Genomic DNA, 23,455 nt, shown 5'->3' with positions numbered 1-23,455 from the left:
CGAAGGCGGGAATCCATACCCGCTACCGTGGCGGCTCAAGCGAAACCTGCGCGTCGGGATTCCCGCCTCCGCGGGAATGACGACTACGCCGGCAACCCGATCACACTGATCTGCCGCCCATAATCCGCCTCGCCCTTATGCGTCGCCCGGCGGTAGCTGTAGAAGCGGTCGGGTTGCGCATAGGTATCCAGCCCCAACGCCTCGATGCGTGCAAGGCCAGCCGCAGCGAGCCGATGCGTCACATAAGCCTCGAGGTCGAACTGGTAACGCCCGTCCCGCCCGCTCGCGAAAAACCGCTCATTCTCCGGATCGACCGCCGTGAAACGCCCGAGGAACCCCTCGTCCACCTCGTAGGATGCGCGCGCGATGCACGGGCCGATCGCGGCGGCGATCCGATCGCGCCGTGCCCCGATCTTCTCCATCGCGGCGATCGTCGCATCGGTGACGCCGGCCAAGGCCCCCTTCCACCCGGCATGCGCCGCGCCGATCACGCCCGCATGCGCGTCCGCGAACAGCACCGGCGCGCAGTCCGCGGTCAGGATGCCGAGCAGCAACCCAGGCCGTTCGGTAACGAGCGCGTCGGCCTGCGGGCGCTCGGCATCGGGATAGGCGGCGTTCACACGCACCACGTCCGCCGAATGGACCTGATACAGCGATGCGAGCGGCGCACCGGGCAGCACCGCCGCCGCCGCCCGCCGCCGATTTTCCGCAATCGCGGCCGGATCGTCCTGCGATCCCAACCCGACGTTCAGCCCGGCCACCAGCCCCTGCGACACGCCGCCGCGCCGCCCGAGAAAACCGTGCGGCACATCGCCCAGCCCGCGCGCGCGGATGACCTCTACGTCGCTCACAGGCCCAGCCGCATCAGATGATCCTCGTCGGCGTGATTGCCGACCATGAAGGTGTAGCGGCCGACCGCTTCGAAGCCATAGCGTTCGTAGAAGCGGCGGGCGCGATGGTTGTCGACATACACCGACAGGAACAGCTCCCGCGCACCACGATCGCGCGCGGTGGCGATCACCCAGTCCATCATTCGCGCGGCAAGGCCGCTGCCCTGCTGATCGGCGGTGAGGTAGAGCTGGCGCAGCTCGATCATCGGGCCGGTCGGCGTCACGGGCAGCCCATGCGGCCCCAGCTTCGCGAAGCCGACCGCGCGGCCCTCCTGTTCAGCGAGCAGGAAGGCGAAGGCGGGGCCGGCCAGCTCGCGCCGCCACGCCGCGATCGTCATGCCGTCGAGGAAGGTTGCCAGGTCCGCGGGATCGTAGAGGTGACCGAAGGTCGCGGTGAAGCATTGGGCGAACAGCGCGGCGATCGCCTCGGCATCGGCCACCGTGGGCGCGCGCAGCGTGGCGGTCATGCGCCGAACGCCGCTGGAACGGGCCAGTCCGCGCGCGTCACCGCCAGCGCCCGGAACAGCGTCCCCATATCGCTCATCAGCCGCGCCCGATCGGCCAGGATCGCCTCCGATTTGTCCGGGGTTGCGCGGGCGAGCGCCGTGGCCCGCGTGTCGATACCCAGCCCACCCAACAGGTCGCGCTGCGTGATCGGCCCCCAGGCGACCGCCCCCGCCCCCTGCGCCGCGGCGGCGAGCGTGGTGAAGTCGACATGCGCGCTGAGATCGACCGTGCCCGGCGTGTCGAACGGATTGGCGAAGCCATGGCCGCGCACCGCCTGCAACGTGTCGCCGAGCGCCGGGCCTTCATACCCGTAATCGATCGCCAGCATCGCGCCGCCCTGTGCGGCGATACGGCGGGCAAGCGCGGTCATCACCGTGACGCTGGCGGGCGAAATTTCCAGCACCGATCCGGCGGGCGCGTCGCGCAGCGGTTCGGGCAGTACCTCCGGCGGCACGGGCTTGCCCGCGATGGGGAGGAACAACGTGTCCTGGCAGGCGACCAGCCGCTCGTGCCAGCCGCCGCCCTGCTCCTTGGCGCCGCGGCGGATCAGCTGGCGGATCGGCAGCGCGTCGAAGAATTCGTTGGCGACGACGATCAACGCTTGGGTCGTCGGCAGGCTGTCGACCGAATCATGGAAGGTCGCACCCGGCACCGCGGCGGCCTGCAGCTCACGCAGTCGCGGACTGGTCTCGACGAAATGGACGGGCGGCGCGAACCCCGCCTTGGCCATCGCGCGCCGCGCATCGGCGGCGAGCGTGCCCCGGCCCGGCCCCAGCTCGACCCATGCCGCCTCCGGCCGCCCGGCGCGGTCCCACAGATCGGCGCACCACAGGCCGATCAGTTCGCCGAACATCTGGCTGATCTCGGGCGCGGTCACAAAGTCGCCACCTGCGCCGATCGCCTCGTGCGTCGCATAATAATGCGCATTGGCGGCGGCCATGAACTGCGACACCGGCATCGGCCCCGCCAGCGTGATCGCACGGGCGAGCCGGTCGGGCAGCGGAGCGTCGGGGGTATCGGTCACGTCGGTCACACTCGGCAGATGCCGTGGCCGGGCGGTGGGCGCAAGGGTGGTGGGGTGCAAGGGGGGCCCAGCTCCCCACCGTCATTCCCGCGCAGGCGGGAATCCAGAAACGCTAACGATGCGAATCTATCGATGGTCCGCGCGTCTGGATTCCCGCCTGCGCGGGAATGACGAAGAGGATGGAACCGGGCAGCTTACGCCACGCTCTCCGTCCCCGCGATCGGCTCCACCCGCGTGCGGCGGCCCTTGGCGGTCAGCACCAGATACAGCCCGCCCGCGATCATCGGCACGCACAGCCACTGGCCCATATGAATGCCGGTCGCCTCGATAAAGGTGCCGTGGAACTGCGGATCGGGTTCGCGGAAGAATTCCACGATGAACCGCGCGATGCCGTATCCCAGCACGAACAGCCCGACGAGCTTCCCCGGCTGGTAGCGCGCCTTGGTGCGCCAGAAGGCGAACCACAGGACGGCGAACAGGATGATCCCCTCCATCCCCGCTTCGTAGAGCTGGCTGGGATGACGCGCCGGCTCGGGGATGCCGAAGGGCACGGTGCGTTCGAACACGATCGCCCAGGGCACGTCGGCGGGCTTGCCCCACAATTCCCCGTTCACGAAATTGGCGAGCCGGCCGAAGAACAGGCCGAAGGGCACGCAGCAGGCGAGGTAATCGTGGACGCGCAGCCAGTCGAGCTTGTGCTTGCGCGCGAACAGGATGATCCCCAGCGACGTGCCGATGACGCCGCCGTGGAAGCTCATGCCGCCATCCCATAGCCGCAGGATCCGCACCGGATGCAGCAGCATTTCGGGCGCGTAGAACAGCACATAGCCGATCCGCCCGCCGAGGATAATGCCCAGCGTCGCATAGAAGACGAGGTCGTCGGCATGGCGCCGCGCCATCGGCGCCCCGGGCTGCGCCAGCAGCTTCAGCAGATACCACCAGCCGAGCAAAATGCCGCCGATATAGGCAAGGCTGTACCACCGCAGCGGAATACTGCTGTGGGGGAACACCATGGGATCAAGCCCCAAATCGGCGAAGCGGATATGTCCGCCCCCGGAACCCACCAGCGGATCGGCGAGTGGAGCGGCGGCGGCGAGCAACGGCAGGATCAAGGCTTTCCCCCTGGGTTTCGCCCCTGCATAGTGGGGCAAAGGCACAAGACCAAGCGGAGAGCATGCATGCGGACGACCCTCGACGAGCGGATGGACGCCACGATGGCGGCACTGACCGGGCCGGGGGGCATGCTGGCGCTGGGGCAGGCGGAGCGCGGCGGGCGCAGCTATCCGATCATTGCCGCCGCACCGCCCGCCTTGCCGCACTATTTCGCGCATTATTGCCATGAGCATGCCGACAAGACCTTCCTCGTCGCCGGCGACGAGCGGCTGACCTTCGCGGCCGTCTATGCCGCCGCGCGCGCGGTCGCCGGCGCCCTCGTCGCCACGCACCGCGTCGCCAAGGGCGATCGGGTGGGTATCGCCATGCGCAATTCGCCGTCGTGGATCGTGCTCTACATGGGCATCTTGATGGCGGGCGGCGTCGCCACCCTGCTCAACGGCTGGTGGCAGGCAGAGGAACTGACCGCGGCGATCGACGAGGTGGAGGCGCGCCTCGTCTTCGCCGATGGCCCGCGCGCGCAGCGGCTGGCGGGATCGTCGGCGCAGGTGGTGGCGATCGACGACACGCTGCCGCTCGGCGAGGCCCTGGGCGCGATCACCGCGGCGGGTGGCGACGATGCCGCGCTGCCCGATGTTGTAGGCACCGACCACGCGACGATCCTATTCACCTCCGGATCGACCGGCCGGTCGAAGGGCGCGATCGCCGATCACCGCGGCGTGGTGCAAGGCACGTTCAACTATCTCGCGCAGGCGCTGATGATGCTCGGCCTCGCGACGCAGGACGGCAATCCGCCGACCGAACAGCCATCGACGCTGCTGACGTTGCCGCTGTTCCACGTCACCGCCGAGGTGCCGGTGATGCTGCAAAGCTTCGCTATGGGCCGCAAGCTCGTCCTGATGCGCAAATGGGACGCGGTCGAGGCGATGCGTCTCATCCAGGCGGAGCGAATCAGCTATTTCGTCGGCGTGCCGCTGATGAGCTTCGAAATCCTGACGCATCCGAACCGGGCTTCGTACGATCTTTCCACCGTCACCGATTTCGCGGCAGGCGGCGCGCCGCGCCCGATCGAGCATGTCCGCCGCATCGATGCGGAGATGGGCGGATCGGCGCCGCTGATCGGCTATGGCCTGACCGAAACGAACGGCATCGGCACCGGCAACTGGCGGAGCAACTATCTCGCCAAGCCCGATAGCGCCGGGCGCGCCTCCGCCCCGCTGGTCGACCTCGCCATCCTCGACGATGCCGGCGCACCGGTGCCGCAGGGCGAACGCGGCGAGATCGCGATCCGTTCGATCGCCAATTTCCTCGGTTATTGGAACCGGCCGGACGCGACCGCGGCGTGCATGACCGCGGACGGCTATTTCCGCACCGGCGACATCGGCTATCTCGACGCGGACGGCTACCTGTTCATCGTCGATCGCGCCAAGGACATCGTGATCCGCGGCGGCGAGAATATCGCCTGCCAGGAAGTCGAAGCCGCGCTGTACGCCCATCCCGACGTCGCCGAAGCGGCGGTGTTCGGCCTGCCAGACGAACGCTTCGGCGAGGTGCCGGGCGCGGTGGTGCATCTGCGCGGGGACACGGCGCTGGATCAGGCGGCGTTACAGGCGTTCCTCGCCGAACATATCGCCGCCTTCAAGGTGCCCGCGCGCATCTGGGTCTCCGCCGCCGCCCTCCCCCGGCTCGGGACCGAGAAGATCGACAAGGTTTCGCTCCGCAACACCTATCGCGCGCTGGCGGCGGCGGGCTGAGGCAAGCCGTCGCCACTGCCACATCGTCATTGCGAGCGAAGCGCGGCAATCCAGGGCGTCTTGGTTCGGCGCTGGATTAAGTCGCCTCGCTCGCAATGACGCACCTCCTCCGTCATTCCGGCACACGCCGGAATCCATGGTCACGGCGCCGCTGCTGGTTCACACACCACAACCGTTCCGCGTCCATGGATCCCGGCGTCCGCCGGGATGATGTAGGCAGAGGGCCACACCACCCCACGCTTGCCCCTGTGCCGCAATGCGGCAAAAAGGGCGGATGCCCGTGTTCACTCCCATCCCGCACGACGCCGTCGTCGCCGCCGTCCTGACCCTGCGCGATGCCATCGTCGCCAGCGACTGGCGCCCCAACGCGATCGTCGGCATCGGCCGCGGCGGCCTGGTGCCGGCCGTCTACCTCAGCCATGCGATCGACGTGCCGATGCGTTCGATCGACCTGTCGGCGCGTGACAGCGATGCGGTGACGCAGGCGGGCCTGACCGCCCTCGCCGCCCGGTCCCGCGCCGGCGAGCGGTTGCTGTTCCTCGACGATATCAACGATTCGGGCCGTACCATCGCCTTCGTCCGCGCCGCGCTCGCCGCCGCGGACGGCAATGCCGCCAATGTCCGCTTCGCCACGCTGATCGACAACAGCCGCTCGGCCGAACGCGTCGAGCTTGCGGCGCGCACCATCGACCGCGATGTCGTCAAGGACTGGTTCGTCTTCCCGTGGGAAGCCGTCGCCTCCAGCGAATCGATCGCCGCGGATGCGGCGGAAGTGCCGGACCGGATCGCCTGATCCGCACGCGCAACCCGCAAGGCCAGCGATGACGATCCTCGCCACCATCCTGCCGATCTTCGTGCTGATCCTGGCGGGCTTCGCCTTCGCCCGGTTGCGCGGGCTGAACGCGGGCGCGGTCAGCATCCTCAACGCCTATGTCGTCTGGCTGGCGCTGCCCGCATTGCTGTTCGATTTCGTGGCGGAGGCGGATTGGGCCACGCTCGCGCAGCCGCGTTTCACCCTGGTCTTCGCGATCGGCATGGTCGCGACCTTCGCGCTGTCCTATTGGGCCACCCCGCGCGTCGCCGGCATGCCCCGCAGCATGGCGCGCCGCTCGCTCGATGCGCTGACCGCCAGCTTTTCCAACTGCGCCTATATGGGCATCCCGATCGCGCACGGCCTGCTGGGGCCGGAAGGCCTCGCCGCCGCGGTCATCGCCGCGCTGCTGACCAGCTGTGCGTTATTCGCCTTCTCGCTGATGCTGGTCGAGGTCGATCTCGACGGCAGGGGACTGCGGATCGCGACGATCGCGCGCGTCGTCGGGTCGGTGTTGCGCAACCCGATCGTCGCCGCACCGGTCGCGGGCGCGCTGTTCGCCCTGACCGGCCTCGGCCTGCCGACCCCGGCCGCGACCGTCCTCACGATGCTGGGCGGATCGGCGACCCCGGTCGCGCTGGTGACGATCGGCATGTTCCTCGCGCAGCGGCAGGGACAGGGCGAGCCCGCCGAACTGGGCTTCGCGGTCGTCGCCAAGCTGGTGGTGCAGCCGCTCGTCACGTTCTCCGCGCTATGGCTGCTGCCCCTTCCCAAGCCCTATGCCGCCGCCGCGCTGATCGTCGCCGCGCTGCCGACCGGCACCGGCCCGTTCATGGTCGCCGAACTCTATGCGCAAGAGGTTACGCTCGCCGCCCGCGCGATCCTGATGTCGACGATCATGTCGCTGGTCACGGTGACGGCCGTGGCATGGTGGGTGATCTAAAGGCCGATCCAGCTCGACAGACCGTCACCCCAGCGAAGGCTGGGGTCTGTCTCGCCTCTTGTCCCGCGCTGTAACGGGGAGATCCCAGCCTTCGCTGGGATGACGGCTTATCGGCACGGGGGAGGGACCAAGCGTTTACCCGTCGCTCGCCCGCTCGATATCCGCGCCGACCGCCGACAGCTTTTCCTCCAGCCGCTCATATCCGCGGTCGAGGTGATAGACGCGCGCGACCGCGGTCTCGCCCTCCGCCGCCAGCCCGGCGAGGATCAGGCTCATCGACGCGCGCAGGTCGGTCGCCATCACCGGTGCGCCGACCAGGCGGTCGACGCCCTTCACCACCGCGGTGCGGCCGTGGACCTGGATGTCCGCGCCCATCCGCGCCAGCTCGGGCACGTGCATGTAGCGGTTTTCGAAGATCGTCTCGGTCAGCACGCTGGCGCCGTCCGCCTTGCACAGCATCGCCATGAACTGCGCCTGCATGTCGGTCGCGAAGCCCGGATAGGGCGCGGTCGACAACGTCACCGGGCCAAGCGGACCCGATGCTTCCACCTTCACCCCGTCGCGCGTCTCGGTCACCGTCACGCCCGCCTCGCGCAGGCCGTCGATCGTCGCCTGCATGTCGCCTGCATTCGCACCGACTAGCTCCAGGCTGCCACCGGTGATCGCCGCGGCGCAGGCATAGCTGCCCGCCTCGATCCGGTCTGGCATGACGGCATAGGTCGCGCCGTGCAGCCGGTCGACGCCCTCGATCTCCAGCGTATCGGTGCCGATGCCATCGATCCGCGCACCCATCGCGACCAGGCAGTTGCACAGGTCGACGATCTCCGGCTCGCGCGCCGCATTCTCGATCACGCTGGTGCCCTTCGCCAGCACCGCCGCCATCACGACATTCTCGGTCGCGCCGACCGACACGACGGGGAAGCGATAGCGCCCACCCGACAGGCGTCCGCCCGGCGCGGTTGCCTTCACGTAGCCCGCCGCCATCTCCAGCTCGGCGCCGATCGCTTCCAGCGCCTTCAGATGCAGGTCGATCGGGCGGTTGCCGATCGCGCAGCCACCGGGCAGCGACACCCGCGCCTCGCCAGCGCGCGCCAGCACCGGGCCCAGCACCAGGATCGACGCGCGCATCTTGCGCACGATGTCATAGGGCGCCTCGGTCGAGGTCAGCTGCCCCGCCCGGATCGTCATCACCCGCCCGAAATCCTCGGGCCGCGTGCCCTGGATCGCGGTCGACGCGCCCAGCTGGTTGAGCAGATGGCCGAAGCCGTCGACGTCGGCGAGGCGCGGCAGGTTGCGCAGCGTCAGCGGCTCGTCGGTCAGCAGCGCGCACGGCATCAGCGTCAGCGCGGCATTCTTCGCGCCCGAAATCGGCAGGCGCCCCGACAGGCGGTTGCCGCCACGGATAAGGATACGGTCCATGGCATAGCGTCTAGCGCGCCGGTCGACGGGTGCAAGTTGCCAATGAACGCCGCGCGCTTGATCGACTTTAATGCAAGCGTTTCTGTCCTTTCGCTAACCCCCGCGCCTCAGGGTTTTAGGGGAATGATACAGCGTGGGCAGTTGCCTCGCCGACCGGCTCGGCGAACTGACAGAGCTATCCGCCAGCGAGCGGCGTGCGCTCGACGGACTCGAAACGCGCGAGCGGACGGTGCGTCGCGGCGCGGTGCTGCTGCGCGAGCATGATCGCGCGACGGAGCTGTTCGTCATCCGGCGCGGATCGCTGATGAGCTATATCATCCTGCCCGACGGCAGCCGCCAGATCGTGCGCTTCCTGTTCACCGGCGATCTCATCGCCACGCCCGCGCTCGTCTATCGCAGCGCGCCCGAAACGCTGATGGCGCTGACCGAAAGCACCGTCGCCACCATTGATCGCGCGCAGATCGCGGCGCTGATCGTCGATCATCCGCGCATCGCCGGCCTGTTGCTGGTCCGCGACCAGATCGAACGCGTCGCGCTGACCGACCGGCTGGCGAGCCTGGGGCGCGGATCGGCAAAGGCCCGCATCTGCGCGCTGCTGATCGGCCTGCGCAACCGCCACCGACGCCTGGATGCCAGCGTGCAGGACAGCTTTTCGCCCTGCCTGACGCAGGAACAGATCGGCGATGCGACCGGCCTCACCGCGGTTCACGTCAATCGCATGCTGCGCCAGCTGGAGGACGAAGGCCTGCTGGCCCGCGACGGCGGCCGGATCACCTTCCTCAACGAACACGCGCTCGCCCGCACCGCGCACTACATCGACCGAACGCAGCATATCGATCTCGGCTGGCTGCCACCGGCGCGGTAAGTCGCGGCGGCGCGGCTTGCGGCCTATAAAGGCTCCTGCGGCGCGCCACCATTGGACGAACCAGCCTTGGCTAGGTTGACGATCATGGCGAGTATCGGTTTGCGCGCAAACCCTCGTCGCGCGCCAGCGGCTTAGCGCGACCGCCAATCCGCGATCACGCCTTCTCCAGCGTGCATTGCAGCGGGTGCTGGTTCTGCCGCGCGAAATCGATGACCTGGCCGACCTTGGTCTCCGCCACCTCGTAGGAGAAGACGCCGCATACCCCGACGCCCTTCTGGTGGACATGCAGCATCACCCGCGTCGCCTCTTCCATGTTCATGCGGAAGAAGCGTTGCAGGCACAGAACGACGAATTCCATCGGCGTGTAATCGTCGTTGAGCATCAGGACGCGATAGGGCGTCGGCTGCTTGGTGCGTGTGCGCGTCTTGGTGGCGAGGCCCGTGCCGGCGCCGCCGTCGTTGCCGTCATCCGTTCCGTCGTCGCGGCGTTCGGCCATGGTGATCGGTTCAACTATCATGTGGATCGCGAAAATATGGCATCGGGCATGCCTGGGGCAAGGGGGTCGCGCAAAAGTTGGCGACGCCCGGCCCGACATCCAACGAAAAGGGGCGACCGCATCGCTGCGGCCGCCCCCTTATCGTCGATCGATCGCAGCTTACGCGACGACCTTCATCTTCTCGGCGGCAAGCGCGACGCGGTTCGACAGCGGCTGCGCCACTTCACCGGCCAGCTTCAGCATCGCTTCGGTGTTGCGCGAGGTCTGCTGCACCATCGCGTCGAACGCCGAGCGGGCATAGTCCGACTGCAGCTTGAAGAAGTCGGTCGGCGACTTGACGCTGGTCATCGTCTTGGCGGCGGCGGTCGCCTCTTCGAACGACTTCTTGGCGAAGGCGGCGGCGTCCTGGCCGAGCGCTTCCAGACCGCGCACCGCGATCTTCGACGATTCGACCATCGCCTCGATGTTGCCCTTGCCGAATTCGTTCGCGTCTTCGAACATCTTCTGGCTCTTTTCGACCGCACCCTTGGCGCGCTCGGTCGCGTCGGCGAACGCGGTCTGGGTCTTGGCGGTGACGGTTTCGATCGTTTCCATGATGACTTCCTTCGCTGCGTGGGGGACGATCGGCGCGGTCGTTGCCGCAGCGATCGGGTCGGTGGTGGTGACGGCGGGTGGTAGCGCGGCCGCGTTCGGCGCGACCGGCGGATTGGGAGCAGGCTCGCTCGTCACCGGCGTCGCCTCGACGACCACGTCGGGCACGACCGAAGCGGGCACGACCGAAGCGGGCACGATCGACGCACGCGGCGGAACGATGTCGGCGGCAGTCGGCGTTGTCGCGAGCGGCACGGCCGGCACGCTCTTCTTGGCGACCTTGGCCTTGGGCAGCGACGGCTTGACCGTCGATTGCGGCGGCGTGGCGACGGGACGCTCCTGACGACGGGCGACCTTGGCAGGCTTTACCGGCGGTTTGGGGGCGGTATCGTCCACGGCTCCTACTCCAGCTATTATGCTGCAACGCACAAATAGGGAGCGGCGACGCTACGTCAAGCGCATTTTTGTGCGCTGCAACATGAGAACGTTCTCAGGCTTTGACATACTCTCCGGGTGCATCGCAGAGCGCCGCCAGCGCGCCGCCTCCCGGCTGCCGCGCGCCCTCTGCCGGCACCATGTCGGACGACAGGTTTCGCAGCCACGCGAGCCAGTCCGGCCACCAGCTGCCCTTCGTCTCGGTGGCGCCCGCCACGAAGTCGGCAAGCGAGTCCGCGGCGGCATCGTTCGTCCAATATTGGTATTTGCCCGCCGCCGGCGGGTTGACCACGCCCGCGATATGGCCCGACCCCGCCAGTACGAAACGCAGCGGCCCCTGGAACAGATGCGTGATCTTCCATACGCTCTCCGCCGGCGCGATATGGTCCTCGCGTCCCGCCTGCACATAGGCGGGCGTCGTCACGCGGGTGAGGTCCAGCGCCTCGCCCGCCACCGACATCGCCCCCGGCTGAACCAGCAGATTGTCGCGGTACAGATCGGTCAGGTACGACAGGTGCCATTTCGCCGGCAGGTTGGTCGTGTCGCCGTTCCAGTGAAGCAGGTCGAACGGCATATAATCCGCGCCGAGCAGATAGTTGTTGGTGACGTAATTCCAGATCAGGTCGCGCCCGCGCAGCAGGTTGAACGTCGCCGCCAGATAGCGCCCGTCCAGGAACCCCTGCGGCGACAGCGTGCCGATCACCGCCAGCTGGTCGTCGGTCACGAAATTCTGCAATTCGCCCGCCGCGGAAAAATCGACCTGCGCGGTGAAGAAGGTGGCAGAGGCCACCCGCTCCGACTCTCCGCGCGCGGCGAGCAGCGCCAGCGTCGCCGCCAGCGTCGTCCCCGCGACGCAATAGCCGATCGTATGCACCGCCGGTACGTCGAGCAGCGCCCGGATCGTGTCGATCGCATCGGTCTGCGCGGTAACGTAATCGTCCCAGATCACGTCCTTCATCGAAGCGTCTGCCGACTTCCAGGATACCATAAAAACGGTGATGCCCTGCTCCACCGCCCAGCGGATGAAGCTTTTCTCGGGCGTCAGGTCGAGGATGTAATAGCGGTTGATCCACGGCGGAAAGATCACCAGCGGCGTCGCCAGCACGTCTGGCGTCGTCGGCGTGTACTGGATCAGCTCGTACAAGGCTGTGCGCTTCACCACCTTGCCCGGTGTCATCGCCAGGTTGCGGCCCACCTCGAACGCGCCGTCGCTGGTGTGGGTCAGCTGCCCCTTGCCGATGTCGGCGAGCATGTGTTTCATGCCGTCGAGCAGGTTCTGGCCCTTGGTCTCGATCGTCTTGGCAACCACTTCGGGGTTGGTCAGCGCGAAGTTCGACGGGCTCATCGCGTCGACCAGCCCGCGCGCGGCGAAGCGCAACTGCTCGCGCTGCTTATCGGGCACCCCTTCCAGTGCCTCGACCCCGCGCAGCAGATGGTCGGCGATCAGATTGTAGCTGCGGCGGATCCAGTCGAACCACGGGTCCTCGCGCCATGCCGCCGCCTTGAACCGCTTGTCGCGGGCGTCGCCCTCCGATTGCGGCGGAGGCGGCGGCGCGGCGGCGGGATCGACGAAGCGCTGCCACAGCGCCAGATTGTCCGCCCAATAATCCTGCACCTGCTGCGCCAGCCGGCTCTGGCCCTCGCCGGATACGGGGCCGCCCGGCGCGGCGGCGCCCGCCGTGAACACGCCGATGCCCTGTTCCATCATCATCTGCTGCGCCCGGCCCATCACCCAGGTCCAATGTTGCAGATCGGCGAGATCCGGCGCTGCGCCGGTGCCATGGGCCGCGCGCGGCGCGTCGGACGAATCGGTCTTGGGATCGGCCATGGCATCCTCTTCTTATCGCGGCGACCGTAGCGGCGGCGGCCGATGGTGGGAACCGCGATCGTCGCCTGGCATGTCGTCGGTCTCGGTTCCGAAGCAAATCACTCAAACTGGCGCCTAAGACCGCCAAAATGGGTCAGTTTTCTAACAATCGTAAAGCACCCGGGCGCATTTAGTGCCCCATGAACAGCATTCACATCTGCACGCATAGAGAGACCCCGTCATGCTGATCCGCGTTGCCACGCGCGAGGTCCAGGTCGGAATGTATGTCGATTCCATGGAAGGGGCATGGATCGACAATCCGTTCTGGCGCCGCAGTTTTCTGATCAAGACCGACGCCGAGCTGGAGCGGCTGCGATCGTCGGCGATCCAGCATGTCACGATCGATACTACCAAGGGGCGCGGCGTCACCGTGATCCCCCAGGCCGAACGCCGTCGCCAGGTCGAAGCGCCCGCCGTGATCGAGCCCTTGCCGGTCGAGCGGCGCAAACGGCGCAGCGGGCCGCAGCCCGACGACCTGACCCAGACGATCGACCGGTCGAAGGAGCATGTCATCGCGATGTTCCAGGAAGCGCGCCTGGGCCGCGCGATCGATCTGGAAGCGGTGACCCCGGTGGTCGACGACATTTCGGTGGCGTTGCAGCGCGACCGAGCGGCGTTCGTCAAGGTCACGCGCCTCAAGATGAACAACGAATACACCTATCTGCATTCGATCGCGGTCTGTGCGCTGATGGTCGACCTCGCGCTCCATCTCGGCCTGCCTGAGGCCGAGGTGCGCGAGATCGGCGCCGCCGGGCTGCTGCACGATATCGGCAAGGTGGCGACCCCCACGACAATCCTCGACAAGGCGGGGCAGCTCGGTCAGGATGAATGGCTGGTGATGCGTCGCCACCCGTCCGAGGGGCATGCGATGCTGCGCAAGGACGCCACCGCATCCAACATCGCGCTCGACGTCTGCCTGCACCACCACGAGCGGCTCGACGGCAGCGGCTATCCCGAACGGCTGAAGGGCGACCAGATCAGCCTGCACGCGCGCATCGCCGCGATTTGCGACGTCTATGACGCGGTCACCTCGGTCCGCCCCTACAAGCGTCCCTGGTCGCCGCACGAGGCGCTGGCCCGCATGCTGGAATGGGAGGGGCATTTCGACACCGACCTGCTCGACGCCTTCATCGTCAACCTCGGCATCCAGCCGTTGCACGCGCTGGTGCGGCTCAATTCCAACCGACTCGGCATCGTGCTCGACGGCAGCGCCGACCCCTATGCGCCGCTGGTCCGCACCTTCTATCACGTGCCCGATTCACGCTTCCTGGGGATCGAGGACGTCGACACGACGCAGGATCCGGTGCTGCGACGCGAACGCGGCGACTATTGGTTTCAGGATCGCTGGCCCGCGCTGCTCGCCGACGTCCAGGCCGGCATCCAGCCGCATGAGGCGCCCCTGCTGCGCGCGGCGGGGGCTCGCTGATGCCGCACAGTAGCAATGCGGCGCGCCTGCCGCGCCTCGCTTCGTGGTGGAAGGGGCTGGACACGCCCCCCGCCCCCGCTGCCGCTGCGGCCGCCGCCCCGTCCGCCTCGACTGTGCTGCCGCCGCGCAGCAATGCACCCGGCGGCGGCGCCGCCGGCGACCGGGACGGCGCGGTGGCGATGATGCGCCGCACCGCCAATCACGAACTGATCGAACGGATCGTCGCCTTTCTCCACACGCACGATCTCGATCCCAGTCCCGACCATCTGCTGATCGCGCGCAGCTATGCGATCGGCGACGATCCTGCACTGGCCGAGGCGATCGACGCACGCGTCCGCACCGGCGAGCCCGTCTCGCCCGCCTTCCTCGACCGACTGCCGACGCAGGCGCTCGCCGAGCGCAACCATGCCGCGACGCTCGCCGATCTCGGCGACACGCTGCAGGCCGCGATGCTCGAAAACAGCCGCCTTCTCGGCCGGTCGAGCGATTCGGCGCGCGCCTATGAAGCCGCGCTGGGCGGCACGATGCAGGAAATGGCAGCCGATCCGTGCGCATCGCTCGGGCGGCTGGTGATGCTCACCACCGCCGCGGTCGATGCGACGCGCGACCTCGCGCACCAGCTCGATACGATGGAGCGCGAGACGACGCGGCTGCGCAGCCGCCTCAACGCCGCGCGCCGCACCGCCGAGCAGGATCATCTGACCCGCCTGCCCAACCGCCGCAGCTTCGATACCCGGCTCGCGCGCGAGACCGGGCCGGAGCCGCGTTGCGTCGCGCTCTGCGACATCGACGATTTCAAGCGCATCAATGACATCCACGGCCATGAGGCAGGCGACCGCGTGCTGAAGGTCGTCGCGCGCCATCTCAAGACCGCACTCGGCGACAAGGCGGTGGTGGCACGGCACGGCGGCGAGGAATTCGCCTGCCTGTTCCCCGGCACGGCGATCGACAGCGCACGCGCCCTGCTGGAGGGGATGCGCGAGGGGCTGGAAATGCGCAGCTTCGTCAATTCGGAAACGGGCACGTCGATCGGCTGCATCACCGTCTCGATCGGCCTTGCCCCGCTGGAAAGCGACCCGCGGGCCGCCATGCGCGCTGCCGACGCCGCGCTCTACGCCGCCAAGCGTGCAGGCAAGAACCGCGTCATCGTCGCGCAACCCGGCGACCCGGGCGGTTGAGCATGCGTCGCGACGCACAGCGCCACGTTCTGCGGCACCAGCCCGATTGAAGTGGTGAAACCCGCTCCTGCGCGTTAGGGTCATGGCGTCCACGATCAGGTGAGCCATGTCCGACGACGAATTCTACCGCATCAAGCGCCTGCCGCCCTATGTCATCGCCGAAGTCAACGGCATGCGGGCCGCGGCGCGCGCGGCGGGCGAGGACATCATCGATCTCGGCATGGGCAACCCCGATCTGCCGCCGCCGCCGCATGTCCTCGACAAATTGATCGAGGTGACGAAAAAGCCCGACGCGCACGGCTATTCGCAGTCCAAGGGCATCCCCGGTCTGCGCCGCGCGCAGGCGAACTATTACGGCCGCCGCTTCGGCGTCGATCTCGATCCCGAGACCGAGGTCGTGGTGACGATGGGGTCGAAGGAAGGGCTCGCCAGCCTGGCGACCGCGATCACCGCGCCGGGCGACGTCATCCTCGCGCCCAACCCCAGCTATCCGATCCACACCTTCGGCTTCATCATCGCCGGCGCGACGATCCGCGCGGTGCCGACGACCCCTGACGAGGCCTATTTCGAAAGCCTCGAGCGCGCGATGGCCTTCACCGTGCCGCGCCCGTCGGTGCTGGTGGTCAACTATCCGTCCAACCCGACGGCGGAAGCGGTCGATCTCGCCTTCTACGAACGTCTCGTCGCCTGGGCGCGCGAGAACAAGGTCTGGATCATCAGCGACCTCGCCTATTCGGAGCTGTATTACGACGGCAATCCGACCCCTTCGATCCTGCAGGTGAAAGGCGCGAAGGACGTCGCGATCGAATTCACCTCGCTCAGCAAGACGTACAGCATGGCCGGCTGGCGCATCGGCTTCGCGGTCGGCAACGCCAAGCTGATCGCCGCGATGACGCGCGTGAAGTCGTACCTCGACTATGGCGCCTTCACGCCGATCCAGGCCGCCGCCTGCGCCGCGCTCAACGGCCCGCAGGACATCGTCGACAAGAACCGCCAGCTCTATCACAAGCGCCGCGACGTGCTGGTCGAAAGCTTCGCGCGCGCCGGCTGGGACATCCCCAGCCCACGCGCGTCGATGTTCGCCTGGGCGCCGCTGCCGCCTGCGGTCGCGCACTTAGGCAGCCTTGAGTTCTCCAAACAATTGTTGACTCACGCTCAGGTCGCGGTTGCGCCAGGGGTGGGCTACGGCGAGAATGGAGAAGGCTTCGTGCGCATTGCCCTGGTCGAAAACGAACAGCGACTGCGCCAGGCGGCGCGCAACGTGAAGCGCTACCTACAATCCATGGGGGTCAACACCCCCAGCCAGTCCGTAGGCCAGAAAACCGGTTGAGCGGCGACCGCCGCGCATGACCATCGAACCGCTCTATTCGCTCGCCGGCGTGCTCGTCGGCGTTCTTGTCGGCCTGACCGGGGTGGGTGGCGGATCGCTGATGACGCCGATCCTGGTGCTCGCCTTCGGTTTCCATCCCGCGACCGCGGTGGGCACCGACCTGCTCTATGCCGCAGCGACCAAGACAGTGGGCACCACCGTCCACGGCTGGCGCGGCACGCTCGACTGGAGCATCGTGCGCCGGCTGGCGCTGGGCAGCGTGCCGACGACGATCCTCACCTTGCTGCTGCTGGGCCAGGCGAGCGAACATTCGTCCGCGACGCAGCATCTGCTCGCTACGCTGCTCGGCGTCGTGCTGGTCGCCTCCGCCGTCGCGACGCTGCTGCGCCATCGCATCGTCGCCGCCCTCACCCCCCGGCTGGGCGAAACCGACGGGCGCGAACCGGTGGCGCTCACCGTGCTGCTCGGTGCGATCCTGGGCGTGCTGGTGTCGCTGACTTCGGTCGGTGCGGGCGCGCTCGGCATGACCGCGCTGCTCGTCCTCTACCCGCGCCATCCGCTCAAGAGCCTGGTCGGCGCCGACATCGCCCATGCCGTGCCGCTGACGCTGCTGGCGGGTACGGGCCATTGGCTGCTCGGCTCGGTCGATCTCGGCCTGCTCGGATCGCTGCTGATCGGGTCGATCCCCGGCATCATCGTCGGCAGCCTGCTCGCGGGCGTGATGCGCGAGGCGGCGCTGCGCCCGGTGCTGGCGACCGTCCTCGCCATCGTCGGGGTCAAGCTGCTGATGTAACCGGCGGGACCTGCTGGAGCGCAGGCCCTGCACGATCACACCGCGACCCGGTTTCCCCCGGCAGCGACCGCGCCGGCCAGCGTCTCGCGCGCCCGGCCGATCATCGCGGTGAGATCGTCGCCCTGATCCATCACCACCGCCCCCGATGCGGTCACCGTCCCGATCCACTCGCCGGTTTCCGCGAGCTTGAACTTCCGCGATTCGAGCAGCGCCAGCACATCCTCGGCCTGGCTGCGCACCGCGGTGATCGTCCGGTCGGGCACGACGACGATGAACTCATTGCCGGCCCAGCGGATCACCTCCTGCTCGGGGAATTGCTTCTGGATCTTGGCGGCGAAGCCGTTGAGCACATTGTCGCCCACGCTCGTGCCGAACTCGCGATTGATTTCGACCAGTCCGTCGATGCCGAGCATCACGATCACATAGCGCCGGTCGTGCTTGTCGATCTGGTCGAGGACGTGGCCGGCAAAGGCGGGCTTGAGCGCGCTGGTCAGCGGGTCGTGCTCGGGATCGATCGCGCGCCGCACGTCGGCGACCATCGCCCTCTTCAGCGTTTCGAACTGCTGCCGCAGCATGGCCAACTCGGTCTCGGCGGCGGCCAGGCGCTGCACCGTCTCGTCGCCCGACGGCAGCGCCCCCTGCGCCTCCCGCACCAGATCGCCGACGTTCGCCCCCGCCGTCCGCGTGACGGCGCGCGCTTCGTCCGCCAGCGATCCCAGCCGTTCGGCATGTTCGGCGATCCCCGTCGGCACCGGCGACGGTACGTACCGGGCGATCATCCGCGCGGCATCGGTCGCGGTCAGTCGAAAGCCATCGCCGATCAGCCCGGCGATCTCGCGCGACAGTGCGGCATTGCCACCGGTGACATGTGTCAGCGCCAGACCGTAATGCGGGACGGTCGGCTCCAACCGCTGATGTTCAAGAAAGGCAAGAGCGTCGCGCGCGCGTTCAAACATCACCTGCATAGGGTGCCGTTTTGACGCGGATTATAAAAAGTATCAATCAAGATGAATGGGTTAACAATATTAGTACCATGCTATAGGGTAGTTTTGTCGGCACCATTCACATCGGGTCGTCGACATCCTCCGGCAGCGCCCAGATCAGATCGCCCTTGCCCAATATGCGTCCGTCATGGGCCTGTACCGCGACCGGTGCGATCGGGCGGCGATCGCGCGCATCGACCAGGATCGGAAAGGCCGGCGCGCACAATTCCCAGCGCTCGCCCCATTGCCGCAGGGCGATCATCGTCGGCAGCAGGGCATGGCCCTTTTCGGTCAGCGTGTAGCGGATCTTGCGCCGGTCGGCGGGCATCGCCTCGCGCTGCAGGATGCCATGCTCGACCAGCCGTCCCAGCCGGTTCGCCAGGATGTTGCGGGCGATGCCCAGCTCGGCCTGGAATTCCTCGAAATGGTGCAGGCCGTTGAACGCCGCGCGCAGGATCAGGAAGGCCCAGCGCTCGCCCATCGCCTCTAGCGCCGCGGGCAGGCTGCATTCCCGCAACGTTTCGCGCAGCGTTTCCCGGATCGGCGCAGCGCACGCGGAATCGGGCCCATCGGCCGGTGTCGGCATCATGATCCTCGTCTGATCGTCGACAGCGTATCGCACAAACCGGCCGACAAGACAGCCTTTATACGTTTTCCGTTGCAACCTGAAACCGAAATAGGTAGCGGGCGCGCATCGTCATCACCTGCGAATCGGTTCGGGAGGACCCCTCGTCATGAAGCTGCTGTCCACGCTCGCCCCCACGCTGGCGCTCGCCGTCACCACCCTGTTCGGCGCGACCGCCGCCGGCGCCGCCGGTGCGGACACCTATGTCGCCGTCCCCACGGCGCCCTCCGCCAAGGCGAGCTTCATTACCCGCTCGACCGTATGGCGCGCGCGTGAAGGCGGCTTCGTCGCCGGCCAGGCGCCCGAGCGTCCCGCCGTGCTGTGCGAACTGGTCGCGCGCGAAGTCGGCACACTGTCCAGCTTCTCCGTCGGCGGCACCGCCTACGACGTCGAACAGCTCGCCAAGTGCAACGCCAAGGCCAAGAAGGCGTAAGGTGTCGCGAGGACGCGCCGATCCGCGTGTTCCCGGCCCATCGTTGATAGATCCCGCAAAATCGCCTGCCGCTCTGCAACATTGTGTTGCAAAGCGGCATGCCCCTCGCCCATGTGTAGGCCGTGCTACGGCAATATGAACTGGTCGATCGGGTCCTCGATTACGACCCCGACGCGGACGAAGCGCTGCTCAACCGCGCCTATGTCTTCTCGATGCAAGCGCATGGCTCCCAGAAGCGCGCCAGCGGCGATCCCTATTTCAGCCACCCGATCGAAGTGGCGGGCATCCTCACCGACCTGAGGCTCGACGACGAGACGATCGCCACCGCGATCCTCCACGACACGATCGAGGATACGGTCGCCACGCCCGAAGAGATCACGCGCCTGTTCGGCGGCAATGTCGCGCGGCTGGTCGACGGCGTCACCAAGCTCTCCAAGATCGAGGCGCAGACCGAGAACGAGCGCGCCGCCGAAAATCTGCGCAAATTCCTGCTCGCCATGTCGGACGACATCCGCGTCCTGCTGGTCAAGCTCGCCGACCGCCTGCACAACATGCGCACGCTCCATCACATCCCGAAGCCCGAAAAGCGGCGGCGGATCGCGAAGGAGACGATGGATATCTACGCCCCGCTCGCCGAGCGGATCGGCATGTACGAATTCATGAAGGAGATGCAGACGCTCGCCTTCGCACAACTCGAACCCGAAGCCTATGAATCGATCACCAAGCGGCTCGATCAGCTCAAGACCGGCGGCGGCGATCGCATCGCCAAGATCGGATCGGGCCTGAAGCTGCTGCTTGGCCGTGCCGGCGTCGATGCCGAGGTGACGGGCCGCGAGAAGCATCCCTATTCGATCTGGCGCAAGATGAGCGAGCGCCACATCAGCTTCGAACAGCTCAGCGACATCATGGCGTTCCGCGCGATCGTGCCGACGGTCGAGGATTGCTACGCGGCGCTGGGCATCATCCACCGCCGCTGGCCGATGGTGCCGGGGCGATTCAAGGATTACATCTCGACGCCCAAGCGCAACGGCTATCGCTCGCTGCACACCAGCGTGATCCACGCCGACAATGCGCGCATCGAGATCCAGATCAGGACGCCCGAGATGCATGCGGAGGCCGAATTCGGCCTTGCCGCGCATTGGGCCTACAAGGAAAAGAAGGTTCGCGCCGACAGCCAGCACAGCTGGATCGCCGACCTCGTCGAAATCCTGGAAACCGCGGGCAGCCCCGAGGAACTCCTCGAGCACACGCGCATGGCGATGTACCAGGATCGCATCTTCGCCTTCACGCCCAAGGGCGAGCTGATCCAGCTGCCCAAGGGCGCGACGCCGATCGACTTCGCCTATGCCGTCCACACCGATCTTGGCGACCAGGCGGTCGGCGCCAAGATCAACGGCCGCGTCGTACCCCTGTCGACCGTCATCGAGAATGGCGACCAAGTGCAGGTGCTCCGCTCCAAGGGGCAGGTGCCGCAGCCCGGCTGGCTCAACTTCGCGATCACCGGCAAGGCGCTCGCCGCGATCCGCCGCCATTTACGCCAGACCGAACGTGCCGAGCTGATCGCGCTCGGCCGCAAGCTCTACGACGACATCGTCCGCCGCCTGCCCGCGCCGCTCGGCCCCGATGCGCTCACCCATGCGCTGTCGCGGCTGAAGATGGGCGACGAGGCCACGCTGATGGCGGGGATCGCGCGGCGAACCTTGTCCGACGCGACGGTGATGGAGGCGCTGATGCCGGGCTCGGCTGGTGCCGACCTCGCGCTGATCGCACCGCAGTCGACCGCCATCTCGATCAAGGGGCTGACCCCCGGCGTCGCCTTCGACCTCGCCGAATGCTGCCATCCGGTGCCCGGCGACCGCATCGTCGGCCTGCGTCGCCCGGATGCGGGGATCGAGGTGCACGCGATCGACTGCCGCGTCCTCGCCGAGCTCGCCGAACGCGGCGCGGACGAGACCGACTGGGTCGATGTCGACTGGGGCGACCAGAGTGAAGGCGCGGTCGCGCGCATTTCGGTGCAGGTGAAGAACGAACCCGGTGCGCTCGGCATCGTCTCGACGATCATCGGCGCCCACCGCGCGAACATCATCGCACTGCGCCTCGATACGCGCGACACGATTTTCCACACCAACGTCATCGATGTCGAGGTCCACGACATCCACCAACTGATGCGCCTGATCGCCGCCCTGCGCGCGGCGGATGCGGTCAACGCGGTGGAGCGGGTGTAGGGAAGCGGGCAACCGTCGCACCACCGTCCCCGTCATTCCCGCGAAGGCGGGAATGACGGAACGAGGGAAAGGTCGGCCCACCCAACCTCCGTCATCCCGGCGCACGCCGGGATCCATGGACGCGCAACGCTTATAGCACGCGCCCCATCAACAACACCGAAACCATGGATCCCGGCCTCCACCGGGATGACGAACGAGCGGGCAGTCCCTTACAGCAACCCCAGCGCCCGCAATTCCCCGCGCAGCTTCGGCTCACCCTCGAAATGCAGCGCGATCAGCCCGACGCTCTTCGCCCCCGCGACGTTCGCCGCATTGTCGTCGATGAACACCGTGCGGCCAGCCTCCAGCCCGAACCGCGCCAGCGCCAGCTGGTAAATCGCCGCATCCGGCTTCACCAGCTTCTCCGCGCCCGACACCACGATGTCGCGGAAGCGATCGAACATCGCCGATTCGCGCGCCCGGAACGGCGGCCAGAATTCGTGGCTGAAGTTGGTGATCGCGTACAGCGGCACGTTCGCCGCCTCCAGTTCGTCGACCAGCGCAGGCATCCCGGGGATCGGATCGCCGATACTCTCCAGGAACCGCGGCCCCCAGGCGGCGATCAGGTCTGCATGCTGCGGATACAACGCGGAAAGCTCCGCCGACGTGTCGGCGAAGTCGCGCCCAGCGTCATGCTGGAAATGCCATTCGTGCGTGACGACGTCGCGCAGGAATGCATCGAGCGCCCGATCGTCGTCGATCAGGCGCCGGTAGAGGATCCGGGGATCCCAGTCGTACAAGACCCGACCGATATCGAAGATGACCGCCGTCGGCGTGACGGCAGGGACATCGACATCGGCCACGGGCAGCGCCAAAGTGGCTTAGCCCTGACGCGCCTTGAAGCGACGGTTGGTCTTGTTGATGACATAGGTGCGGCCGCGACGACGGATCACGCGGTTATCGCGATGACGGTCCTTGAGCGACTTCAGGCTGTTGCGGATCTTCATGATCGATTCGCTTCTTTTCGTGTTTATAAGGTGTCGGTGAAAGCGCGAGCGCCTAGAGAGCAAGGGCCCAATAGTCAAGCAACGGCGCAGGCGTTAGAGCGTTTCCCAAGCGCAACGTATCGCAAAGGCTGCCCCTCCATGACACTCCGCCCGTTCCTGGCCCTCGGCATCTCGGCCGCGCTGCTCGCCGGCTGCGCCACCTCGGCAGGTCCGCTGCCGCCGACGGACGTGATCCGTTACCATCTCGGCGAACCGATCCCGCGTGGCACGATCGCGGTCGAACCGCTGTCGGGCGGCGCACCGGCCAGCCTGGAATTCAAGACCTATGCCGCCGCGGTGCAGACCGAACTGCTCAAGGCCGGCTATACCGTGCCGCCGCAGGGCGCGATGCCCGATTATGTTGCGACCGTCGGCTTCACCCGCACCAGCCGCGAAGGGCCGCCGCGCCAGTCGCCAGTCAGCATCGGCCTGGGCGGGGGCGGCTTCAGCGGCGGGCGCAGCGGTGGCGGCGTCGGCCTCGGCGGGGGCTTGAGCTTCCCGATCGGCAAGAGCCGCCCGACCGAGCTGCTCGTCGCCGAGCTCAGCGTCACGATCAAGCGCCGCGCTGATCTGTCGCCGATCTGGGAAGGCAAGGCGCAGGGCGTCAGCGACATCAAGCGCGCCGACCAGCAGGCCGCCCGCCTCGCCCGCGCGCTCTTCACCGGCTTCCCCGGCCAGTCCGGCCGCACGATCAGCGTGAAGTAAGCGGCTAACGCCCCCAC

Annotated in this window: 23 protein-coding genes; 11 read left to right on the top strand and 12 right to left on the bottom strand. The window is 67.6% G+C overall.

Annotated elements, in window-relative coordinates:
- Nucleotides 1-83: 83 nt before the first annotated feature.
- The 4 genes from pgeF to lgt all read right to left on the bottom strand — a co-directional run bounded on the left by pgeF (nucleotide 84) and on the right by lgt (nucleotide 3,533).
- Nucleotides 84-851, bottom strand: coding sequence for a peptidoglycan editing factor PgeF (pgeF, locus tag ACGVWT_RS09250; protein ID WP_315460812.1), 768 nt, complete (start codon nucleotides 849-851; stop codon nucleotides 84-86).
- Nucleotides 848-1,357, bottom strand: a complete 510-nt coding sequence (locus ACGVWT_RS09245) for a GNAT family N-acetyltransferase (protein ID WP_315460813.1) — start codon at nucleotides 1,355-1,357, stop codon at nucleotides 848-850. The genes pgeF and ACGVWT_RS09245 overlap by 4 nt, the downstream gene beginning before the upstream one ends.
- Complete coding sequence (locus ACGVWT_RS09240; RefSeq protein WP_315460814.1) at nucleotides 1,354-2,430, bottom strand: class I SAM-dependent methyltransferase; 1,077 nt, start codon at nucleotides 2,428-2,430, stop codon at nucleotides 1,354-1,356. Before ACGVWT_RS09240 ends, ACGVWT_RS09245 begins: the two co-directional genes overlap by 4 nt.
- A gap of 185 nt (nucleotides 2,431-2,615) precedes the next feature.
- Nucleotides 2,616-3,533, bottom strand: coding sequence for a prolipoprotein diacylglyceryl transferase (gene lgt, locus ACGVWT_RS09235; protein ID WP_017980320.1), 918 nt, complete (start codon nucleotides 3,531-3,533; stop codon nucleotides 2,616-2,618).
- 66 nt (nucleotides 3,534-3,599) lie between these two features.
- On the opposite strand from lgt, the gene ACGVWT_RS09230 reads away from it, so the two are divergent.
- From ACGVWT_RS09230 to ACGVWT_RS09220, 3 genes are all read left to right on the top strand, one after another.
- Nucleotides 3,600-5,288, top strand: coding sequence for a class I adenylate-forming enzyme family protein (locus ACGVWT_RS09230; RefSeq protein WP_315460815.1), 1,689 nt, complete (start codon nucleotides 3,600-3,602; stop codon nucleotides 5,286-5,288).
- A gap of 274 nt (nucleotides 5,289-5,562) precedes the next feature.
- A complete protein-coding gene (locus ACGVWT_RS09225; RefSeq protein ID WP_315460816.1) occupies nucleotides 5,563-6,081 on the top strand; it encodes a phosphoribosyltransferase in 519 nt (172 codons plus the stop codon).
- 28 nt (nucleotides 6,082-6,109) lie between these two features.
- Nucleotides 6,110-7,042 carry an AEC family transporter gene (locus tag ACGVWT_RS09220; protein ID WP_315460817.1) on the top strand — a complete coding sequence of 311 codons (933 nt, stop codon included), beginning with the start codon at nucleotides 6,110-6,112 and terminating at the stop codon, nucleotides 7,040-7,042.
- Between the two features lie 135 nt (nucleotides 7,043-7,177).
- Here ACGVWT_RS09220 and murA read toward each other — a convergent pair whose 3' ends face one another.
- Nucleotides 7,178-8,461 carry a UDP-N-acetylglucosamine 1-carboxyvinyltransferase gene (murA, locus tag ACGVWT_RS09215; protein ID WP_043060934.1) on the bottom strand — a complete coding sequence of 428 codons (1,284 nt, stop codon included), beginning with the start codon at nucleotides 8,459-8,461 and terminating at the stop codon, nucleotides 7,178-7,180.
- A 133-nt stretch (nucleotides 8,462-8,594) separates the two neighbouring features.
- Here murA and ACGVWT_RS09210 point away from each other — a divergent pair, with 133 nt between their 5' ends.
- The gene (locus tag ACGVWT_RS09210) at nucleotides 8,595-9,326 is read left to right on the top strand and encodes a Crp/Fnr family transcriptional regulator (protein ID WP_315460818.1); all 732 of its coding nucleotides are present in this window, start codon (nucleotides 8,595-8,597) and stop codon (nucleotides 9,324-9,326) included.
- A gap of 154 nt (nucleotides 9,327-9,480) precedes the next feature.
- On the opposite strand, the gene clpS is transcribed toward ACGVWT_RS09210, so the two are convergent.
- The 3 genes from clpS to ACGVWT_RS09195 all read right to left on the bottom strand — a co-directional run bounded on the left by clpS (nucleotide 9,481) and on the right by ACGVWT_RS09195 (nucleotide 12,676).
- The gene (clpS, locus tag ACGVWT_RS09205) at nucleotides 9,481-9,822 is read right to left on the bottom strand and encodes an ATP-dependent Clp protease adapter ClpS (protein WP_017980326.1); all 342 of its coding nucleotides are present in this window, start codon (nucleotides 9,820-9,822) and stop codon (nucleotides 9,481-9,483) included.
- A gap of 159 nt (nucleotides 9,823-9,981) precedes the next feature.
- Nucleotides 9,982-10,809, bottom strand: coding sequence for a phasin family protein (gene phaP, locus ACGVWT_RS09200; protein ID WP_315460819.1), 828 nt, complete (start codon nucleotides 10,807-10,809; stop codon nucleotides 9,982-9,984).
- Between the two features lie 94 nt (nucleotides 10,810-10,903).
- A complete protein-coding gene (locus tag ACGVWT_RS09195) occupies nucleotides 10,904-12,676 on the bottom strand; it encodes a class I poly(R)-hydroxyalkanoic acid synthase (RefSeq protein ID WP_315460820.1) in 1,773 nt (590 codons plus the stop codon).
- 220 nt (nucleotides 12,677-12,896) lie between these two features.
- Between ACGVWT_RS09195 and ACGVWT_RS09190 the strand changes: the two genes are divergently transcribed.
- The 4 genes from ACGVWT_RS09190 (at nucleotide 12,897) to ACGVWT_RS09175 (ending at nucleotide 17,442) form a co-directional block, all read left to right on the top strand.
- A complete protein-coding gene (locus ACGVWT_RS09190; protein WP_315460821.1) occupies nucleotides 12,897-14,141 on the top strand; it encodes an HD-GYP domain-containing protein in 1,245 nt (414 codons plus the stop codon).
- Complete coding sequence (locus tag ACGVWT_RS09185; RefSeq protein ID WP_315460822.1) at nucleotides 14,141-15,319, top strand: GGDEF domain-containing protein; 1,179 nt, start codon at nucleotides 14,141-14,143, stop codon at nucleotides 15,317-15,319. The genes ACGVWT_RS09190 and ACGVWT_RS09185 overlap by 1 nt, the downstream gene beginning before the upstream one ends.
- 106 nt (nucleotides 15,320-15,425) lie before the next feature.
- A complete protein-coding gene (locus tag ACGVWT_RS09180; RefSeq protein ID WP_116460319.1) occupies nucleotides 15,426-16,649 on the top strand; it encodes an LL-diaminopimelate aminotransferase in 1,224 nt (407 codons plus the stop codon).
- Between the two features lie 16 nt (nucleotides 16,650-16,665).
- A complete protein-coding gene (locus tag ACGVWT_RS09175) occupies nucleotides 16,666-17,442 on the top strand; it encodes a sulfite exporter TauE/SafE family protein (RefSeq protein ID WP_116460318.1) in 777 nt (258 codons plus the stop codon).
- A 35-nt stretch (nucleotides 17,443-17,477) separates the two neighbouring features.
- On the opposite strand, the gene ACGVWT_RS09170 is transcribed toward ACGVWT_RS09175, so the two are convergent.
- Both ACGVWT_RS09170 and ACGVWT_RS09165 read right to left on the bottom strand, forming a co-directional pair.
- Nucleotides 17,478-18,407 (bottom strand): GGDEF domain-containing protein, encoded by a 930-nt coding sequence (locus ACGVWT_RS09170; protein WP_315460823.1) that lies wholly within the window; start codon nucleotides 18,405-18,407, stop codon nucleotides 17,478-17,480.
- Nucleotides 18,408-18,504: 97 nt separating this feature from the next.
- Nucleotides 18,505-19,014, bottom strand: coding sequence for a helix-turn-helix domain-containing protein (locus ACGVWT_RS09165; RefSeq protein ID WP_116460316.1), 510 nt, complete (start codon nucleotides 19,012-19,014; stop codon nucleotides 18,505-18,507).
- A 145-nt stretch (nucleotides 19,015-19,159) separates the two neighbouring features.
- Between ACGVWT_RS09165 and ACGVWT_RS09160 the strand changes: the two genes are divergently transcribed.
- Both ACGVWT_RS09160 and ACGVWT_RS09155 read left to right on the top strand, forming a co-directional pair.
- On the top strand, nucleotides 19,160-19,483 hold the full coding sequence (locus tag ACGVWT_RS09160) for a CC_3452 family protein (RefSeq protein WP_315460824.1): 324 nt from the start codon (nucleotides 19,160-19,162) through the stop codon (nucleotides 19,481-19,483).
- Between the two features lie 122 nt (nucleotides 19,484-19,605).
- Nucleotides 19,606-21,708, top strand: coding sequence for a bifunctional (p)ppGpp synthetase/guanosine-3',5'-bis(diphosphate) 3'-pyrophosphohydrolase (locus ACGVWT_RS09155; RefSeq protein ID WP_147035958.1), 2,103 nt, complete (start codon nucleotides 19,606-19,608; stop codon nucleotides 21,706-21,708).
- A gap of 209 nt (nucleotides 21,709-21,917) precedes the next feature.
- Here ACGVWT_RS09155 and ACGVWT_RS09150 read toward each other — a convergent pair whose 3' ends face one another.
- Together ACGVWT_RS09150 and ykgO are read right to left on the bottom strand one after the other, a co-directional pair.
- Nucleotides 21,918-22,550, bottom strand: coding sequence for an HAD family phosphatase (locus ACGVWT_RS09150; protein WP_315460825.1), 633 nt, complete (start codon nucleotides 22,548-22,550; stop codon nucleotides 21,918-21,920).
- 18 nt (nucleotides 22,551-22,568) lie between these two features.
- Complete coding sequence (gene ykgO, locus ACGVWT_RS09145; RefSeq protein WP_003046794.1) at nucleotides 22,569-22,694, bottom strand: type B 50S ribosomal protein L36; 126 nt, start codon at nucleotides 22,692-22,694, stop codon at nucleotides 22,569-22,571.
- Between the two features lie 138 nt (nucleotides 22,695-22,832).
- Between ykgO and ACGVWT_RS09140 the strand changes: the two genes are divergently transcribed.
- Nucleotides 22,833-23,438, top strand: coding sequence for a DUF4136 domain-containing protein (locus ACGVWT_RS09140; protein WP_116460312.1), 606 nt, complete (start codon nucleotides 22,833-22,835; stop codon nucleotides 23,436-23,438).
- Nucleotides 23,439-23,455: the final 17 nt, after the last annotated feature.

Origin of the sequence: Sphingomonas sp. S6, assembly GCF_043498045.1 — a bacterium.
Classification (GTDB): Bacteria; Pseudomonadota; Alphaproteobacteria; order Sphingomonadales; family Sphingomonadaceae; genus Sphingomonas.
This window is presented reverse-complemented; position numbering and strand designations above follow the sequence as displayed.

Bases quoted from the DNA above. Each gene is read 5' to 3' on its own strand.
- ACGVWT_RS09245 (WP_315460813.1), bottom strand. From the start codon at position 1,357: ATGACCGCCACGCTGCGCGCGCCCACGGTGGCCGATGCCGAGGCGATC.
- ACGVWT_RS09230 (WP_315460815.1), top strand. From the start codon at position 3,600: ATGCGGACGACCCTCGACGAGCGGATGGACGCCACGATGGCGGCACTG.
- ACGVWT_RS09225 (WP_315460816.1), top strand. From the start codon at position 5,563: ATGCCCGTGTTCACTCCCATCCCGCACGACGCCGTCGTCGCCGCCGTC.
- ACGVWT_RS09220 (WP_315460817.1), top strand. From the start codon at position 6,110: ATGACGATCCTCGCCACCATCCTGCCGATCTTCGTGCTGATCCTGGCG.
- murA (WP_043060934.1), bottom strand. From the start codon at position 8,461: ATGGACCGTATCCTTATCCGTGGCGGCAACCGCCTGTCGGGGCGCCTG.
- clpS (WP_017980326.1), bottom strand. From the start codon at position 9,822: ATGGCCGAACGCCGCGACGACGGAACGGATGACGGCAACGACGGCGGC.
- ACGVWT_RS09195 (WP_315460820.1), bottom strand. From the start codon at position 12,676: ATGGCCGATCCCAAGACCGATTCGTCCGACGCGCCGCGCGCGGCCCAT.
- ACGVWT_RS09190 (WP_315460821.1), top strand. From the start codon at position 12,897: ATGCTGATCCGCGTTGCCACGCGCGAGGTCCAGGTCGGAATGTATGTC.
- ACGVWT_RS09185 (WP_315460822.1), top strand. From the start codon at position 14,141: ATGCCGCACAGTAGCAATGCGGCGCGCCTGCCGCGCCTCGCTTCGTGG.
- ACGVWT_RS09180 (WP_116460319.1), top strand. From the start codon at position 15,426: ATGTCCGACGACGAATTCTACCGCATCAAGCGCCTGCCGCCCTATGTC.
- ACGVWT_RS09175 (WP_116460318.1), top strand. From the start codon at position 16,666: ATGACCATCGAACCGCTCTATTCGCTCGCCGGCGTGCTCGTCGGCGTT.
- ACGVWT_RS09170 (WP_315460823.1), bottom strand. From the start codon at position 18,407: ATGCAGGTGATGTTTGAACGCGCGCGCGACGCTCTTGCCTTTCTTGAA.
- ACGVWT_RS09165 (WP_116460316.1), bottom strand. From the start codon at position 19,014: ATGATGCCGACACCGGCCGATGGGCCCGATTCCGCGTGCGCTGCGCCG.
- ACGVWT_RS09160 (WP_315460824.1), top strand. From the start codon at position 19,160: ATGAAGCTGCTGTCCACGCTCGCCCCCACGCTGGCGCTCGCCGTCACC.
- ykgO (WP_003046794.1), bottom strand. From the start codon at position 22,694: ATGAAGATCCGCAACAGCCTGAAGTCGCTCAAGGACCGTCATCGCGAT.
- ACGVWT_RS09140 (WP_116460312.1), top strand. From the start codon at position 22,833: ATGACACTCCGCCCGTTCCTGGCCCTCGGCATCTCGGCCGCGCTGCTC.